Origin of the sequence: Mesorhizobium sp. 113-3-3 (assembly GCF_016756495.1) — a bacterium.
GTDB lineage: Bacteria > Pseudomonadota > Alphaproteobacteria > Rhizobiales > Rhizobiaceae > Mesorhizobium.
Genome location: NZ_AP023243.1, coordinates 5,581,714 through 5,596,476, shown reverse-complemented (window position 1 = coordinate 5,596,476; position 14,763 = coordinate 5,581,714). Strand labels below are relative to the sequence as shown.

Here is a 14,763-nt window from a genome sequence, read left to right as displayed (position 1 = left end):
GGAGACGGTGATGGCCGCGATCAAAGAACTTGTGCATACCGAGGGCGATTCCAACACGACGGCGGCCCGCGGACGGTGGGACGCCGGCCAGGACGATCCCCGCATCCGCGGCCTGCTCGACCGCGACGCGGCCGCCTTCATGCACCAGAGCCTGTCCAGCCCTTGCCTTTCGACGATTGCCAAGGCTGAAGGCATTTGGATCGAGGACACCGCCGGTCGCCGCTTCATGGATTTCCACGGCAACAGCGTGCATCACCTCGGCTATGGCCATCCCAGATTGGTGGCGGCGATCAAGAAGCAGCTCGACGACCTCTGTTTTGCGCCACGCCGCTTCACTTGCGAACCCGCCGTGGAACTGGCGGAGAAACTGACGGCACTGGCGCCCGGCGATCTCGGCAAGGTGCTGTTCACGACAGGCGGCTCGGATGCCATCGAAGTGGCGCTGAAGATCGCGCGCGCCGCGACCGGCCGCTTCAAGACGGTGTCGTTCTGGGATGCGTTTCACGGCGCCGGATTTGGTGCCGCAAGCGTCGGCGGCGAAGCGACCTTCCGCTCGCATATTGCTGGCCCGATGATGACGGGCACCGAGCATGTCGCGCCCTGGGACGGCTATCGCTGCCCCTACGGCCACAATTCCCTGGAAGCGTCCGGGCTCGCCTGTGCCAACATGATCGCCTATGTGCTCGGCCGCGAGCAGGATGTGGCGGCGGTCGTCGCCGAACCGATGCGGGCGACGCCCAATCCGCCGCCGCCCGGCTTCTGGAAGCGGGTGCGTGAAGCATGCGACCGGCATGGCACGCTGCTGATCTTCGACGAGATTCCGACCGGCCTTGGCAAGACCGGCAAATTCTTCGCCCACGAACATGATGGCGTGACACCCGACATCGTCGTCCTCGGCAAATCGCTGGGCGGTGGCATCCTGCCGATCGCCGCCGTCATTGCCCGCCGCGACCTCGACGTGACAGGCGGCTTCGCCATCGGTCACTACACCCACGAAAAGAACCCGGTGACGGCGCGCGCCGCCCTGACGACGATCGACATCATCCTGGAGGAAGGGCTGGTCGAGCGCGCGGCCGAACTCGGCCGGCACATGCTCGGACGCATGCAGGACCTGATGAACCGCTCGTCCCATGTCGGCGACGTCAGGGGCAGGGGGCTGATGGTCGGCGTCGAACTCGTCGAGGATCGCGCTTCACGCCAGCCCGCGCGGGACCTTGCCGAGCGAGTCTTTTACGCGTGCCTGGAGCAGGGCCTGAGCTTCAAGGTCAGCCATGGCAATGTGCTGACGCTGTCGCCGCCGCTGGTCATTTCGAAGACCGATCTCGACCGCGCCCTCGACATTGTCGAGGTTGCGGTGCTCGCGGCCTGATGATGAAGGCCGTTCGTACCGACCAGGAGCTTGAATGCCCCGGCATCGATGCCGGCTTGCGGACTAGGGGCGTCGAACTGGTGACGCTGCCCGATGGCATTGCCGAGGCGGATCTGATGCACGCCGTTGCCGACGCCGATCTGCTTCTCATGTGCTACACGCCGATCACGGCACGGGTCATCGACGCGGCGCCGAAATTGAAGGGCATCGTCAAATACGGCGTCGGCATCGATGCCATCGATATTCCGGCCGCGATGCGGCGCGGCATTCCCGTCGTCAATGTGCCCGAATATGCGGAGGAAACCGTCGCCGAAGGCGCCTTCGCCCTGATGATCGCACTCGCCAGGCGGCTGCCGGCGATCACCGCGGCGGTGGCCCGGGACGGCTGGGTCTGGCCCGCGCAGCGCTGGCTGGGGCACGACATATCAGGCGCCACGCTTGGGCTCGTCGGCTGCGGCAAGATCGGCCGCAGCATGGCGCGCATGGCCGGCCAGGGGTTTCACGCACGTGTGCTCGGCTTCGATCCTGGTGTCGATGCCGCGACCATGCATGCCGCCGGCATCGAGAAGGTTGACGACCTCCGGTCCATGTTGCGCGCCTGTGATTTCGTTTCCCTCCATTGCGTGCTCAACGACAAGACTCGCGGCCTGATCGGCAAGGCCGAGCTCGCGTGCCTGAAGCCCACCGCGATCATTATCAATGTCTCGCGCGGCGCGCTGATTGACGAGGCGGCCGTTGTCGAGGCGATCGTGGCAGGCCGGATCGGCGGCGCCGGGCTCGACGTCTATTCGGTCGAACCGCTGGCCAGATCAGGCCATCCGATGAGCGCGCTGTTTGGCCGTGACGATGTAATCCTGTTTCCGCATCTCACCTTCTTTACGCATGAGGCGATGCGCCGGCTCGAGGAAGACACGCTCGCGCGTTGCGTCGAGATTCTTGACGGTCGGCTCGTGACCATTCGCTCGCATGATGCGCGTTTGCGGGCGCAGACCTCGGGCGTTTCCTTCACCTGATAGTCTCTATTTTTCAATTGGATAGACGCCTTTCGCAAGGGAACGGCCGCGCCCGCAACATCTATGCGACAGTTCCATGACAAACATCAGAAGAAATTTGCCTGTCATAAAATAAATAGATTTTACTTATCGATCATCAGTCCCCAGAGTTGGCACAACGACGACATCCAGTCGGCTCAACGTCCGCCAGAGACCGAAGCCGGTTGGTCATAGTGCATCGCAGAATGTGCCAACAATCACAGGGGAACTGATCCATGAAATCGCGCAATCTCACCATCGCCATGGCCTTCGCTGCGTCGCTCCTGGCGTCGTCGGCTCTCGTCTCACCAGCTTTCGCCGACGGCGTCGTCACCATCTATTCCGCCGACGGCCTGCATGACGGCAACGGCAGTTGGTACGAGACCGAATTCGCCGCCTTCACCAAGGCCACTGGCATCACCGTGCAGTATATCGAGGCCGGCTCCGGCGGTGTCGTCGAGCGTGTCGCCAAGGAAAAGTCGAACCCGCAGGCCGACGTGCTGGTGACGCTGCCGCCCTTCGTCCAGCGCGCCGCCGCCGACGGCCTGCTGCAGGACTACAAGCCGCAAGGCGCCGACCAGATCGACGGCGGCACCGACAAGTACCGGCCTGTCGTCAACAACTACATGAACTTCATCTACAACAGCGCCGTGCTGTCGGAAGCGCCGAAGAGCTACAACGACCTGCTCGATCCCAAATTCAAGGGCAAGATCCAGTATTCGACGCCCGGCCAGGCTGGCGACGGCACTGCCGTCATGTTGCAGATCATCCATGCCTTCGGCGGCGAGGATGCCGGCTTCGAGTTCATGAAGAAGCTGCAGGACAACAATGTCGGCCCATCCGCCTCGACCGGCAAGCTGACCGCGTTGGTCAACAAGGGCGAATTGCACGTCGCCAACGGCGATCTGCAGATGAACATGTCGCAGATGGCCGGCAATCCCAACATCAAGGTGTTCTGGCCGGCGGGTCCTGACGGCGTGCGCTCCACCTTCGCGCTGCCCTATGAAATCGGCCTGGTCACCGGCGCGCCCAACGCCGACAACGGCAAGAAACTCATCGATTTCCTGTTGTCCAAGGAAGCGCAGTCGACGGTCAGCTCGATTGCCATCGGCGTGCCCGCCCGCAAGGACGTGACGCCGTCCGACGCCAACTTCGCCAAGCTGCAGGAGGCGATGAAGGGCCTGACCATCTGGTCGCCGAATTGGGACGAAGCGCTGACCAAGCTTCCCGACTACGTCAAGAAGTGGAACGAGGCGACCGGAAGCTGACACCCGAGGGCAGAAATCCGGAGGACCAAGCCATGTCGGCCGTCGCCTTTACTGGTACCAGTGTCATGGACATCGACGCCGCGAAAATTCGCGGCGCCGGCTCCAATGTCCACTTCGACAAGGTCAGCGTCGCCTATGGCGCGCATGTCGTCCTGCATCCGCTGACCCTGGACATCGCGCCGGGTGAAATCCTGGCGATGATTGGCCCCTCCGGCTCCGGCAAGACCACCGCCTTGCGGGCTGTTGCCGGCTTCGTGCGGCCGGCAAGCGGCCGCATCCGCATCGGCGCCACCGACGTCACCGATCTGCCGCCTTACGAGCGAGGCCTAGGCATGGTGGTGCAGAACTACGCGCTGTTTCCGCACATGCGGGTTGAAGACAACGTGGCTTTCGGCCTGCGTGCGCAGGGCGCCGACAAGGCGCTGATCGCCGAGCGGGTCAAGGATGCGCTCGGCACCGTCGGCATGGCGACTTTTGCCCGGCGTTATCCCAGAGAGCTTTCGGGCGGCCAGCAGCAGCGCGTCGCGATTGCCCGCGCGCTTGCCGTGCGGCCGCGCGTGCTGCTGCTCGACGAGCCGCTGTCGGCGCTCGACGCGCAGATCCGCCGCAACATGGTCGAGGAAATCGCCCGCTTGCACCGCAGCCTGCCGGGCCTGACGATCCTCTACGTCACCCACGACCAGACAGAGGCGCTGACGCTCGCCGACAAGATCGCCATCATGCGTGACGGCAGGGTCTGTTCGCACGGGCCGACGACGGAACTCTACCGCCGCCCGCCGAACCGCTTCACCGCCGAATTCCTTGGCCGCGCCAATCTTCTGCCGGTGACGGTCGCCGAGCCTGCCGGGTCGAAAGGCTTTGCCACGGCAAGGCATGGCGACGCGGTGCTCACCGGTGCCGGCCGTGACGAGAAGGAAGGCGACAAAAGCCTGCTTTGTATCAGGCCGCAGCACCTGAGCCTGACCGCCGACAACGAGCACATCAACCGCATCGTCGGCACGTTGCAGGAAGTGCACTGGCAGGGCGAACTCACCCACCTCGTGCTCGATGTCGACGGCACGCCGGTGCGCGTCTCGGCGACGAAATTGCCGATCGCCTTGCCCGAACCCGGCGCCAGGGTTCCGCTGTTCTTCGCGCCGGCCGACACCTCGCTGCTTCCGGAAGATTCCGGTGTCTGAGGCCGTCGCCCTTCGCGCGCCGGCGGTCAGGCGCGAACCCGGCAAGTTCTGGATCGTGCCCCCTGCGGCCCTGTTGGCGCTGCTGTTCTTCTATCCCCTGGCGCTGATCGCCCGGCAGGCCTTCCTTGATGATAGTGGCGTCGCCAATGCCGCCGAGATTTTTCGCGTGCTGCATTCGCGCTTCTTCCTCAACGCGCTGATCAACACGGTGACGATCTCGGTGGCGGCAACGGCCGGGTGTCTGATCGTCGGCCTCGTGTTGGCGCTGATCCTCGCCTTCGTGCCGTTCCCCGGCAGCGGTTTCATCGCCCGGCTGATCGACACCTTCATCGCGCTGCCGACCTTCCTGGTGACGCTTGCCTTCACCTTCCTCTACGGCTCCGCCGGCATGCTCAACACCGGGCTGATGGAGGCCTTCTCGCTGCCGCTGCCGCCCGTCGATTTCCTCTATTCGACATGGGGCGTGGTGCTGGCTGAAGTCACCGTCTACACGCCCTTCATCCTGAGGCCGCTTCTTGCTGCCTTCTCGCTCGTCGACCGTGGCCAGATCGAAGCGGCAAGCGTGCTCGGCGCACGGCCTTTCCGCATCGTGCGCCAGGTCATCCTGCCGGCGGCAATTCCCGCACTCGTCGCCGGTGGCAGCCTCTGCCTGCTGTTGACCGTCAATGAATTCGGCATCGTGCTGTTCATCGGCGCCAAGGGCGTCATCACGCTGCCGCTGCTGATCTACGGCAAGGCGATCCAGGAATCGGCCTACCAGGTCGCCTGCATCATCGCCGTGGTCAACATCGCGCTGTCGCTTGGCCTGTTCGGCCTCTATCGCTTCGCCGCCGGCCGGCTGGGAGTCTAGCCATGCTGGTCTGGTCGCGCCCTGGTCGCATCGTGCTGTGGGTAATGTTCGCGCTGATCTTCGGCGTCTTGTTCCTGGCGCCGTTGGCGGTCATCCTGTTGTCCAGCCTCGCCGACCAGTGGAACGGCGTGCTGCCGAACGGCCTGACGACGGAGCACTACGCCGATGTTATCCGCGGCGCTGCATGGAATTCGGTCAAGGCGAGCCTCATCACCGGCTTCCTGGCCAGCGCGCTGGCGCTGGTCAGCGGCGCATGGGCGGCCCTGTCCCTTCGCCTGCAAGGACCTGCCTTGAAGCGCCTGCTAGGCCTGCTTTTCTTCATCCCCAGTGCCGTCCCGTCCGTGTCCGTCGGCCTTGGCCTGCTGGTTGCCTTCAGCCATCCGCCGCTGCTGCTCAACGGTACGATCGCGATCGTCATGATCGCGCATTTCGTGCTGATTTCGGCCTTCACCTTCGGCAATGTCTCGGCAGGTCTGGCGCGGCTATCGCCCGATTTCGATCAGGTGGCGTCGAGCCTCGGCGCGCGGCCGGCCTACCGGCTCTGGCATGTCACGCTGCCCTTGCTCGCCCCCTATCTGGTCGCCGCCTTCGGCCTGAGCTTCGCGCTGTCGATGGGCGAACTTGGCGCCACGGTTATGGTCTATCCGCCGGGCTGGGTGACGCTGCCGGTGTCGATCTTCAGCCTCACCGATCGCGGCGACATCTTTGCCGGTGCCGCACTCACAATGATTCTGGTGGCGGCGACGCTGGTCCTGCTGCTCGGACTGGAGCGCATCACCAAGCGCGCCACCGGCGCTTAGCGCGGACTTCGTTAGGCCGGCTTGCGTTCGACGATGTAGATGTGGTCGGCCGCGAGCACGACCTCGCCGCGCTGGTTGATCACCTCGCAGCGCTCGATCACGCGTCCCGAAGCCGGCCGCTTGGGATCGTCTTCCTTGGCCGTGATGGTGGTGCGTGTGCGGATCGTGTCGCCGATGAACACCGGCTTGACGAAGCGCAGCCGGTCATAGCCATAGGAGAAGGCGACAGGGTTGATGATGCTCGCTGTCAAGCCGACCCCGACCGAGAACACCAGTGTGCCATGCGCGATGCGCTGGCCGAACGGCGTCGTCTTCATGTACTCGGCGTCCATGTGGTGCGGGAAGAAATCGCCGGTGTGGCCGGCATGGACGATGAAGTCGGTCTCGGTGATGGTGCGGCCGCTGGTCAGCCGCGAAGAGCCGATCTCGTAGTCCTCGAAATAGGTGATCTGTTCCATCAGGGTCTTTCCGCGATCGGTGTCGCCGGCGCTGCGCTCGATCTATAGGCGGCTTCCACCAGCGCCATGGTGTTCCAGGCGTCCTCGACCGAACTGACCAGCGCATCGTCCTCGCCGGTGGCGAAGCGCTGTACATTGGCCATGCGCCCGACGAAAGCGTCGGGGAACCACTCGCCGGCGAGCGGTACGGCAATCCAGTCCGTTCCGCCCTTCGGATGGATTTCCAATATGTCCGGTTCGCCCCGGGGATAGTCGAGGTTGAGGCCGAGCTTGAGATAGGCCGCCCCCTCCGTGCCGCAGATGCGGAACTCGCAGGCCTGGTGCCGGCGGCCGAACTTGTGGTCGTGGTTAATCGACAGCGCGCAGCGCACGGTGTCGCCATAGTCGAGAATGGCGCTGGTGCGCGTCTGCGCCACCTTGTGATTGGGATGGCCGAGCGTCTTGGCGTGGACGCCCTTGGGATCGCCGAGCAATTGCCTGATGAGGTCGAGATAGTGGATCGAGTGCATGGCGATCTCGACGCGCGGCGCCTTGAGCAGGAACTCCCACAATTCCCACGGCGTCGACAGCGCCAGCCAGGCGTCGAAATCGACGACCTCGCCGAGCCAGCCCTTGGCGATGGCATCCTTGAGCCCCAGCATCATCGGCGCGAAGCGCAACTGGAAATTGACTGCTGCCTTGAGTTCCTTGGCGCGGCAGATTTCGAGGATTTCGGTTGCCTCGCCGAGATAGTTGCCCATCGGCTTCTGGATCAATGCGACCGCACCGTCCGGCAGAGATTTCAGGATCTCGGCGTGCCGTCCCGGAGGCGTTGCCAGGTCGAAGATCGCATCCTTGACCGCCGTGGCTTCGTCGATGGAGCGGAACGCCGTCACGCCCCATTTCTCGGCCAGCATCTTCGCCTTGGCCTGGTCCGGATCATAAAGACCGGCAATCGGAAAGTCCGCTTTGCGGTAGGCGGGAAAATGCGCGTCGCCGACGATCGACCCGGCACCGAAAGTGACGATCGGACGGGGTTTTGAAGGTTTTGGCCAGGACTGGACGAGTGAGGCGGGGTCGAAACCGCCCTCAGTCATAGTGGAAGACCTCGTCCATGCTGGCCCACCATTCGCCCTCCTTGCGGGTCGTGAGCGGCTCCTGACAAGGTATGCAGACCGCCCACCATTCCTGCGTCTTCGGGTCGGCGGCCATCTTGGCCATGTCGGCCGCATAGTCGGTGCCGTGATATTCGAAATAGGAAAACAGCAGGTTCTCCGGCCGCTTCAGATAGATCGAATAATTCTTGATGTTGCAGGCCGAGATCATGGTCAGCACGTCGGGCCAGACGGCGGCATGCAGGCGGACATACTCCTCGACCTTTTCCGGCTTCAACCCCAGCACCATGCCCATTCGCTGCATATCCGACTCCTATTTGGTGATCGCCGTGGTGAATTCGGCGATGCTCATGGCCTTGACCGCATCCCAGTCCCAGTCGATGCCGATGCCATGTTCGTCGGGCGCCAGCGCATGCCCATCCTCGATGCGCATATGCTTGCCGGTCAACTGGTCGAGTTGCGGAATGTACTCGACATACCTGCCGTTCTGAACCGCGCAGGTCAAGCTGACATGCAGCTCCATCAGGAAATGCGGGCAGACCGGAATGTCGAAGGCCTCCGCCGCATGGGCGATCTTGAGCCATGGCGTGATTCCGCCGATGCGGCCGACATCGACCTGGACGATCGAGCAGGCGCCTTTCTGCATGTATTCGCGGAAATGGCGCATCGAATAGAGCGACTCGCCAATGGCGATCGGCGTCGGCGTCGAGTGGGACAACCTGACATGGCCGTCAATGTCGTCGGCCGGCAGCGGTTCCTCGATCCAGGCGAGGTCGAGGTCGCGCAGCCGCGCCGCGCGCCGGATCGCCTCGTCGACCGAAAACCCCTGATTGGCGTCGGTCATGATCTCGTAGCCGTCGCCCACCGCCTTGCGCACCGCCGACAGGCGGGCGAGATCCTCCGACCCGTGCGGCCTGCCGATCTTCACCTTCGAGCCGCGAAATCCCTTGGCCTTGGCGGCCAGTGCGTCGTCTACAAGTGCGGCCGTCTCGATGTGCAGCCAGCCGCCTTCGGTGGTGTAGAGCGGGCAGCGGTCCTTGGCGCCGCCGGCCAGCTTCCACAGCGGCAGCTTCTGCTTCCTCGCCCTCAGATCCCAAAGCGCCGTGTCTATCGCAGCGATCGCGATTGCCGTGATGGGGCCGATCGTCGTCGCATGCGTTGCGAATTCGAGATCGTGCCAGATCGCCTCGATCATGTCGGGGTCGCGGCCGATCAGTCGCGGCGCCAGATGGTCGGACAAGAGCCGCATCACCGACGAACCGCCGGTGCCGATCGTGTAGCTGTAGCCGGTGCCGACCGCGCCGTCGGAATCGGTGATCGTGACGATAGGCGTTTCCTGGCTGACGAAACTCTGGATGGCGTCCGTGCGCTTGACCTTGGGCACAAGGTCCACCATCCGCAGTTCGATTTTCTCGATCCTGGCCATCGGTCAGCTCCGCAATGTCTTTCCGGTCCCGGCGGCAAACAGATGCGCCTGCGACAGGTCGAGGCTCATCGCCACCCGCTCGCCCGACCGCAGCGGCCTCGGGTTCAGCATGCGCGACACCCAGTCGGTGCCATTGAACTCGACGAACACCAGTGTCTCGTTGCCGAGCGGCTCGGTGACGGTGATCGGCAGCTCGATCTGGTGAACGTCGGCGGCGCTGCCGGAACTGATGCCGTGCCCGGTCGGATAGATATCGTCAGGCCGCAGACCGAACACGACTTTGTCGCCGGCGGCGACATTGGCCTTGAACTGGGCGGGCAAAGGCAGTTTCTCGCCGCTGGAAAAAACCAGCTGGCCGTCATCGACCGTCGCTTCGTGCAGGTTCATGGGCGGCGAGCCGATGAAGCCGGCGACGAAGCGCGTCGCCGGGCGCCGGAAGACCTCGTCGGGCGTGCCGACCTGTTCGATATGGCCATCGCGCATGATGACGATACGGTCGGCCAGCGTCATCGCCTCGACCTGGTCATGGGTAACGTAGATCACCGTCGACTGCACCTTGGCATGGAGCTTCTTGATTTCGGTGCGCATCTGCGTTCTGAGCTTGGCGTCGAGGTTGGAGAGCGGCTCGTCGAACAGGAACACGTCGGGATCGCGCACGATGGCGCGGCCCATGGCGACGCGCTGGCGCTGGCCGCCCGACAGTTGCGACGGGCGGCGGTCGAGCAGCGTGTCGAGGCCCAGAATCGCCGAGGCCTCGGCGACGCGGCGGTCCATCTCTTCCTTGGCCGCTCCGGCGATCTTCAAGGAGAAGCCGAGATTCTCGCGCACGGTCATATGCGGGTAGAGCGCATAGGACTGGAACACCATCGAGATGTTGCGCGAGCGCGGCGGCAGATCGTTGACGACGCGCCCGCCGATCTCGATCGAGCCGGCGCTGATTTCCTCCAACCCGGCGATCATGCGCAAAGTCGTCGACTTGCCGCAGCCGGACGGGCCGACCAGCGCGATGAATTCGCGGTCGGCGATGTCGAGATCGATGCCGTGCACGATCCCGATATTGCCGTAGCGCTTCGTCAGCTTTTTGAGGGAAACCGTTGCCATGGGATCAGCCTTTCACCGCGCCGGAGGTCAGGCCGCCGACAAGGTGTTTCTGGACGATGTAGGTGAGGGTGAGCGCCGGGATGATCATCACCACGGCGAGCGCGCACATGCCGCGCCAGTCGATGGTGAATTCGGCCGTGTAGTCGAGCAGGCCGACCGGCAACGTCTTGGCGCTGACCGAGCGGGTTAGCTGCGAAGCCAGCGCGAATTCGTTCCAGCAGGTCAGGAAGGCAAAGATGGCGGCGGATGCGATGCCAGGCCCGGCGAGGGGGAACTCGACCTGCCAGAACGCCTGCCAGCGCGTGCAGCCATCGATCTGCGCGGCCTCCGCGAGGTCCTTCGGCACCTGGCGGAAGAAGCCGTCAATCAGCCAGATGGTGAACGGCACGTTGAGCGCGACATAGGCGAGGATCAGCCCGAAATGCGTGTCGATGATGCCAAGCCGCACATAGAGGAAGAACAGCGGCAGCGACAGCGCGATGCCCGGCACCGTGCGCGTCAGCATCAGGCCGAGGAAGACGCTCGATTTGCCACGGAAGCGATAGCGCGCGAAGGCATAGCCGCCGGCCATGCCGATGGCCACCGCGATGACCGTCGAGGTGACCGAGATGATCAGCGAGTTGCGGAAATATTCGATGACGGGGATGCCGCCTTTGCCGATGCCCGAGAACATCGCGATATAAGCGTCGAAGGAAATCTCCTGAGGAATCCACACCGGCGGCTTGGCCATGATCTCCACGGTCGGCCGCAGCGACGACAGCACGATCCAGAGGCCGGGCAGGCAGATGGTCAGCATCGCCAGGAACAGGCCGACGCGATGGACGATGCTCAGCAGCCGGCGCTTGAGGCGGGCGGAAGAATTCTCGTCCATCACCACTCCGCACCGATCTGCGTGCGCGCCGCGGCGAGCTTGTTGAAGAAATAGACGGTGAAGGCGATCGACAGCAGGATCGAGAAATAGGCCATGGCATTGGCCATGCCCATGCGCCCGTCGCTGTAGGCGGTGCGCGCCACCAGCGTCCACAACAGCTCGGTGCGGCCCGCCGGTCCGCCATCGGTCATGATCTTGACGATGTCATAGGCGCGCGCGACGTCGAGCGAGCGGATGGTCATGGCGATGTAGGCGAACGGCATGACGAACGGCCACGTCACATAACGGAACGTCTGCCAGGGCGTGCAGCCGTCGACGCGCGCCGCCTCGATAGGCTCCTTGGGCATGGCGAGCAGGCCGGCCAGGATCAGGATGGCGAAGATCGCGGTCGACGACCAGATCTCGGCGATCGAGATGGCGATGAAGGCGAGATGGCCCTCGATCAGCCACGGGATGGCGTCCTGCGTGAGCCCTAGCGACTGCAGGGCGTTGTTCACCAGGCCGATATTGTCGTTGAACATGAACTTGAACTGGAAGCCGACGAGGATCGGCGAGAACATCATCGGAAACATCATCAGCGTGCGCAGGATGCGCTGGCCGCGCGTCGCCTTCTCGACCAGCATGGCAAGGCCAAGGCCAAGCAGCATTTCGAGGTTGAGCGCGATGGTCAGCAGCAGCACCGTGCGGCCGAACGCCCACCAGAAATCGCTGTTGGCCAGGATCGAGAGATAGTTCCGGAAACCGACGAAGATGAAGAACGTTTCGGGCTTGGTCAGGCGGAACGGCGTGAAGCTGGAATAGAGCGACAGAAGCAGCGGCACGACGACGACCGCCGCCAGCACGATGATGGCTGGAAGCAGCAGCAGGAACGGCGCCGATGGCTTGAAGCCCTTCATCAGAATCCTGTGGGTGTTTGCATTGCGACAAGACGCGATTGCCTCCCCCATTCCTGATGGGGGAGGCAGCCTTGGGAGACGGTTCTAGAGCTTGCCGGCGTCCTGCAGGATCTGCGTCGCCTTGGCGGCCGCTTCATCCAGTGCCTGCTTCGAGGTCTTGTCGCCGAGGATCGCCGCCTGAAGTTCCGGATAGACGGCGTTCGAAATTTCGATCCACTCAGGCGTCTGCGGCACGGCGAAGGCGTGCTTGGCTTCTTCCTGGAAGGCGGAGAGAACCTCCTTCTTGTAGGGATCGTTTTCGGCCTGCTTCAGGTCCCAGTCCCACACCGCCGTGCGGGTCGGCAGCGGGCCTGCGGCGGCCTCGAGCTTCTGACTGTCCTCATTGGTCAGCCACCACACCAGCGAAGCCGCGGCCTCCTTGTTCGGGCAGTTCTCGGTCACCGAGAAACCGTGGAAACCGGACCAGCCGGTGCGCTTGCCAGAAGAGCCCTTCGGCGCGACCTTCACACCGACATTGCCCGCCACCTTCGACGACTTCGGATCGTTGAAGAACCCAGCCCAGCCCGGCCAGTCCAGATTGATGGCGACGGTGCCCGAGGCAAAGCCCTGGCCGAGATCGTCCCAGAGATAGTTGGTGGTTCCGGCCGGCACGGCCTTGGCCTTGTAGAGATTGACGAACCAGTCGAGCGCCCGGATGCCGGCCTCGGAATTGAAGACCGGCTTGCCGTCCTTGTCGAGGTACTCGCCGCCTTCGGCGACCACCATTTCGTAGAAGCGGCCGTTGATCGCCTCTTCCTTGCCGGCGAACTGCGTGCCGTAGAAATTGGGCGGGTTGGCGAAGAACTCGGCCTGGTCGGTGACTTCCTTCCAGCTGTCCGGCGGCACCAGGTCATAGCCGTATTTGGCCTTGAACTTGGCCTTGTTGTCGGCGTTCTCGTAGAGGCTCTTCTGGTAGTAGAGCGCCGAGACGTCGAACTGCGCGCGCGGCAGCATTTCGAGCTTGCCGTCGATGGTTGCCGCCTTGATCGTCGATGGCACGAAGGCATCGATCTCTTCCTTGGGCAGCAATTTGCTGAGGTCTGTGTAGAGGCCCGTATATTGCGGCGCGAAGGACGAGTGGTTCCAGCCGACGCACCAGTTGGTGCTGCCCGAGGCGATATCGGATTTGAGCTCCTTGTCGATGTCGAAGCCATTCTTCTTGGTCAGGATGTTGACCTTGGCGCCGGTCGCCTTCTCCCATTCGGGAATGCGCTCATAGAGCTTTTCATATTGCTGGCCGCCGATCAGCTTCACGTCGACGGTGACGCCTTCAAACTTGCCAGGCAGGTCGCCGGCAAGGGCCGTGCCTGCACCTGACGCAAGCACCAATGCACCGGCGCACACGCCGGAAAGCAGTCTGTTCATTTGGTTTCCTCCCTAGGGACGCCTGGCGGCGACCGCAACGTTGTCCGTGTGGCAAGAGCGCGACATTCATATACAAACAAAACATTCATAGATACGTCAAGGCGAAATTTGTTTCCGCCGGCTCCATTTATGCGTATATGAAGAATCGATTTCACTGGAGAAATGCCCCATGGACGACAGCGAAGACGAGCGCTATCGCGCGCCGGCGCTCGACAAGGGGCTCGACATCCTTGAACTGCTGGCCGGCGTCGACGGTGGCCTGACACAGGCCGAAATCGCCAAGAAACTCGACCGTAGCCCCAATGAGTTCTACCGCATGCTCGACCGGCTGGTGCGGCGCGGCTATGTCACCAGGCTTGACGGCGACCGCTACTCGTTGACGCTCAAGCTTTTCGGCCTGGCGCAATTGCACGCTCCCGTCCGGCGGCTGGTTTCCTACGCCACGCCGTTGATGCGCGAGCTTGCCGAGACTTCGCAGCAGGCCAACCAACTCGTTGTTTTTGATCGTGGTTCCGCCGTCGTTATCGCCCAGCAGGAGGCGCCGAACTACTGGGGGATCTCGATCCGCGTCGGCTCCCACATCAGCCTGTTCGACACCGGTTCAGGCCATGTGCTGCTTGCGTTCCGCTCGCAGGAAGAGCGGCAGATGATGATTTCCGAACACGTCCGCAGCACCGACAAGACGGCGCAGTCGACCGAGTTCTTCACGCGGCTCGACCAGATACGCGACCGTGGCTACGAGATGATGGCCTCGATGCAGACCGCCGGCGTCTTCAACCTGTCGGCGCCGGTGCGCAGTTCCGACGGCAAGGCGCTCGCCGCGCTGTCGATCCCCTACATCACCGTGGTCAACGCTCCATCCGCGCCCGACATTACCAGGACCATCGAACTGTTGCTGGCAACCTGCGAGAAGCTGTCGCACTTGGCTGGGTCGGCAGTGGGCTCGGCAGCGTAAATTCTTATTTGAATGAAGAATTCCTCCGTGAGATGATTTGACAAAGACAATTGAGAGGAACT

At 63.4% G+C, this 14,763-nt stretch carries 15 protein-coding genes; 7 read left to right on the top strand and 8 right to left on the bottom strand.

The genetic code is table 11. The features are described from left to right. Positions 1-10: 10 nt before the first annotated feature. The 6 genes from pbfA to JG746_RS27420 all read left to right on the top strand — a co-directional run bounded on the left by pbfA (position 11) and on the right by JG746_RS27420 (position 6,496). Positions 11-1,369, top strand: a complete 1,359-nt coding sequence (gene pbfA / locus JG746_RS27445) for a (R)-1-hydroxy-2-aminoethylphosphonate ammonia-lyase (protein ID WP_202355574.1) — start codon at positions 11-13, stop codon at positions 1,367-1,369. Continuing rightward, positions 1,369-2,382: an NAD(P)-dependent oxidoreductase gene (locus JG746_RS27440; protein WP_244730461.1), complete on the top strand. Its 1,014-nt coding sequence runs from the start codon at positions 1,369-1,371 to the stop codon at positions 2,380-2,382. Before pbfA ends, JG746_RS27440 begins: the two co-directional genes overlap by 1 nt. A 254-nt stretch (positions 2,383-2,636) precedes the next feature. Next, positions 2,637-3,668 carry a 2-aminoethylphosphonate ABC transporter substrate-binding protein gene (locus JG746_RS27435; RefSeq protein ID WP_202355573.1) on the top strand — a complete coding sequence of 344 codons (1,032 nt, stop codon included), beginning with the start codon at positions 2,637-2,639 and terminating at the stop codon, positions 3,666-3,668. 32 nt (positions 3,669-3,700) lie between these two features. Continuing rightward, on the top strand, positions 3,701-4,846 hold the full coding sequence (locus tag JG746_RS27430; RefSeq protein WP_202355572.1) for an ABC transporter ATP-binding protein: 1,146 nt from the start codon (positions 3,701-3,703) through the stop codon (positions 4,844-4,846). Continuing rightward, positions 4,839-5,696, top strand: a complete 858-nt coding sequence (locus JG746_RS27425) for a 2-aminoethylphosphonate ABC transporter permease subunit (RefSeq protein ID WP_202355571.1) — start codon at positions 4,839-4,841, stop codon at positions 5,694-5,696. Before JG746_RS27430 ends, JG746_RS27425 begins: the two co-directional genes overlap by 8 nt. A 2-nt stretch (positions 5,697-5,698) precedes the next feature. Further along, positions 5,699-6,496, top strand: coding sequence for an ABC transporter permease subunit (locus tag JG746_RS27420; protein WP_202355570.1), 798 nt, complete (start codon positions 5,699-5,701; stop codon positions 6,494-6,496). Between the two features lie 11 nt (positions 6,497-6,507). Here JG746_RS27420 and JG746_RS27415 read toward each other — a convergent pair whose 3' ends face one another. The 8 genes from JG746_RS27415 to JG746_RS27380 form a co-directional block, all read right to left on the bottom strand. Next, positions 6,508-6,957 (bottom strand): MaoC/PaaZ C-terminal domain-containing protein, encoded by a 450-nt coding sequence (locus tag JG746_RS27415; protein WP_202359484.1) that lies wholly within the window; start codon positions 6,955-6,957, stop codon positions 6,508-6,510. Further along, on the bottom strand, positions 6,954-8,030 hold the full coding sequence (locus JG746_RS27410) for a Gfo/Idh/MocA family protein (protein WP_202355569.1): 1,077 nt from the start codon (positions 8,028-8,030) through the stop codon (positions 6,954-6,956). The genes JG746_RS27415 and JG746_RS27410 overlap by 4 nt, the downstream gene beginning before the upstream one ends. After that, positions 8,023-8,352, bottom strand: coding sequence for an L-rhamnose mutarotase (locus JG746_RS27405; protein ID WP_202355568.1), 330 nt, complete (start codon positions 8,350-8,352; stop codon positions 8,023-8,025). The genes JG746_RS27410 and JG746_RS27405 overlap by 8 nt, the downstream gene beginning before the upstream one ends. Positions 8,353-8,361: 9 nt before the next feature. Next, positions 8,362-9,474 (bottom strand): mandelate racemase/muconate lactonizing enzyme family protein, encoded by a 1,113-nt coding sequence (locus JG746_RS27400; protein ID WP_202355567.1) that lies wholly within the window; start codon positions 9,472-9,474, stop codon positions 8,362-8,364. A gap of 3 nt (positions 9,475-9,477) precedes the next feature. Next, complete coding sequence (locus JG746_RS27395; protein ID WP_202355566.1) at positions 9,478-10,575, bottom strand: ABC transporter ATP-binding protein; 1,098 nt, start codon at positions 10,573-10,575, stop codon at positions 9,478-9,480. A gap of 4 nt (positions 10,576-10,579) precedes the next feature. After that, complete coding sequence (locus JG746_RS27390; protein ID WP_202355565.1) at positions 10,580-11,446, bottom strand: carbohydrate ABC transporter permease; 867 nt, start codon at positions 11,444-11,446, stop codon at positions 10,580-10,582. Beyond that, positions 11,446-12,342 carry a carbohydrate ABC transporter permease gene (locus tag JG746_RS27385; RefSeq protein WP_202355564.1) on the bottom strand — a complete coding sequence of 299 codons (897 nt, stop codon included), beginning with the start codon at positions 12,340-12,342 and terminating at the stop codon, positions 11,446-11,448. The genes JG746_RS27390 and JG746_RS27385 overlap by 1 nt, the downstream gene beginning before the upstream one ends. A gap of 84 nt (positions 12,343-12,426) precedes the next feature. Continuing rightward, a complete protein-coding gene (locus tag JG746_RS27380) occupies positions 12,427-13,746 on the bottom strand; it encodes an ABC transporter substrate-binding protein (RefSeq protein ID WP_202355563.1) in 1,320 nt (439 codons plus the stop codon). A 169-nt stretch (positions 13,747-13,915) separates the two neighbouring features. Between JG746_RS27380 and JG746_RS27375 the strand changes: the two genes are divergently transcribed. Then, positions 13,916-14,701: an IclR family transcriptional regulator gene (locus JG746_RS27375; protein ID WP_202355562.1), complete on the top strand. Its 786-nt coding sequence runs from the start codon at positions 13,916-13,918 to the stop codon at positions 14,699-14,701. Positions 14,702-14,763 lie beyond the last annotated feature (62 nt).

What these genes read in the sequence shown, in the direction of transcription:
- pbfA (WP_202355574.1), top strand. Translation starts at nt 11, where the DNA reads ATGGCCGCGATCAAAGAACTTGTGCATACCGAGGGCGATTCCAACACG.
- JG746_RS27440 (WP_244730461.1), top strand. Translation starts at nt 1,369, where the DNA reads ATGATGAAGGCCGTTCGTACCGACCAGGAGCTTGAATGCCCCGGCATC.
- JG746_RS27435 (WP_202355573.1), top strand. Translation starts at nt 2,637, where the DNA reads ATGAAATCGCGCAATCTCACCATCGCCATGGCCTTCGCTGCGTCGCTC.
- JG746_RS27430 (WP_202355572.1), top strand. Translation starts at nt 3,701, where the DNA reads ATGTCGGCCGTCGCCTTTACTGGTACCAGTGTCATGGACATCGACGCC.
- JG746_RS27420 (WP_202355570.1), top strand. Translation starts at nt 5,699, where the DNA reads ATGCTGGTCTGGTCGCGCCCTGGTCGCATCGTGCTGTGGGTAATGTTC.
- JG746_RS27410 (WP_202355569.1), bottom strand. Translation starts at nt 8,030, where the DNA reads ATGACTGAGGGCGGTTTCGACCCCGCCTCACTCGTCCAGTCCTGGCCA.
- JG746_RS27405 (WP_202355568.1), bottom strand. Translation starts at nt 8,352, where the DNA reads ATGCAGCGAATGGGCATGGTGCTGGGGTTGAAGCCGGAAAAGGTCGAG.
- JG746_RS27400 (WP_202355567.1), bottom strand. Translation starts at nt 9,474, where the DNA reads ATGGCCAGGATCGAGAAAATCGAACTGCGGATGGTGGACCTTGTGCCC.
- JG746_RS27395 (WP_202355566.1), bottom strand. Translation starts at nt 10,575, where the DNA reads ATGGCAACGGTTTCCCTCAAAAAGCTGACGAAGCGCTACGGCAATATC.
- JG746_RS27390 (WP_202355565.1), bottom strand. Translation starts at nt 11,446, where the DNA reads ATGGACGAGAATTCTTCCGCCCGCCTCAAGCGCCGGCTGCTGAGCATC.
- JG746_RS27385 (WP_202355564.1), bottom strand. Translation starts at nt 12,342, where the DNA reads ATGAAGGGCTTCAAGCCATCGGCGCCGTTCCTGCTGCTGCTTCCAGCC.
- JG746_RS27380 (WP_202355563.1), bottom strand. Translation starts at nt 13,746, where the DNA reads ATGAACAGACTGCTTTCCGGCGTGTGCGCCGGTGCATTGGTGCTTGCG.
- JG746_RS27375 (WP_202355562.1), top strand. Translation starts at nt 13,916, where the DNA reads ATGGACGACAGCGAAGACGAGCGCTATCGCGCGCCGGCGCTCGACAAG.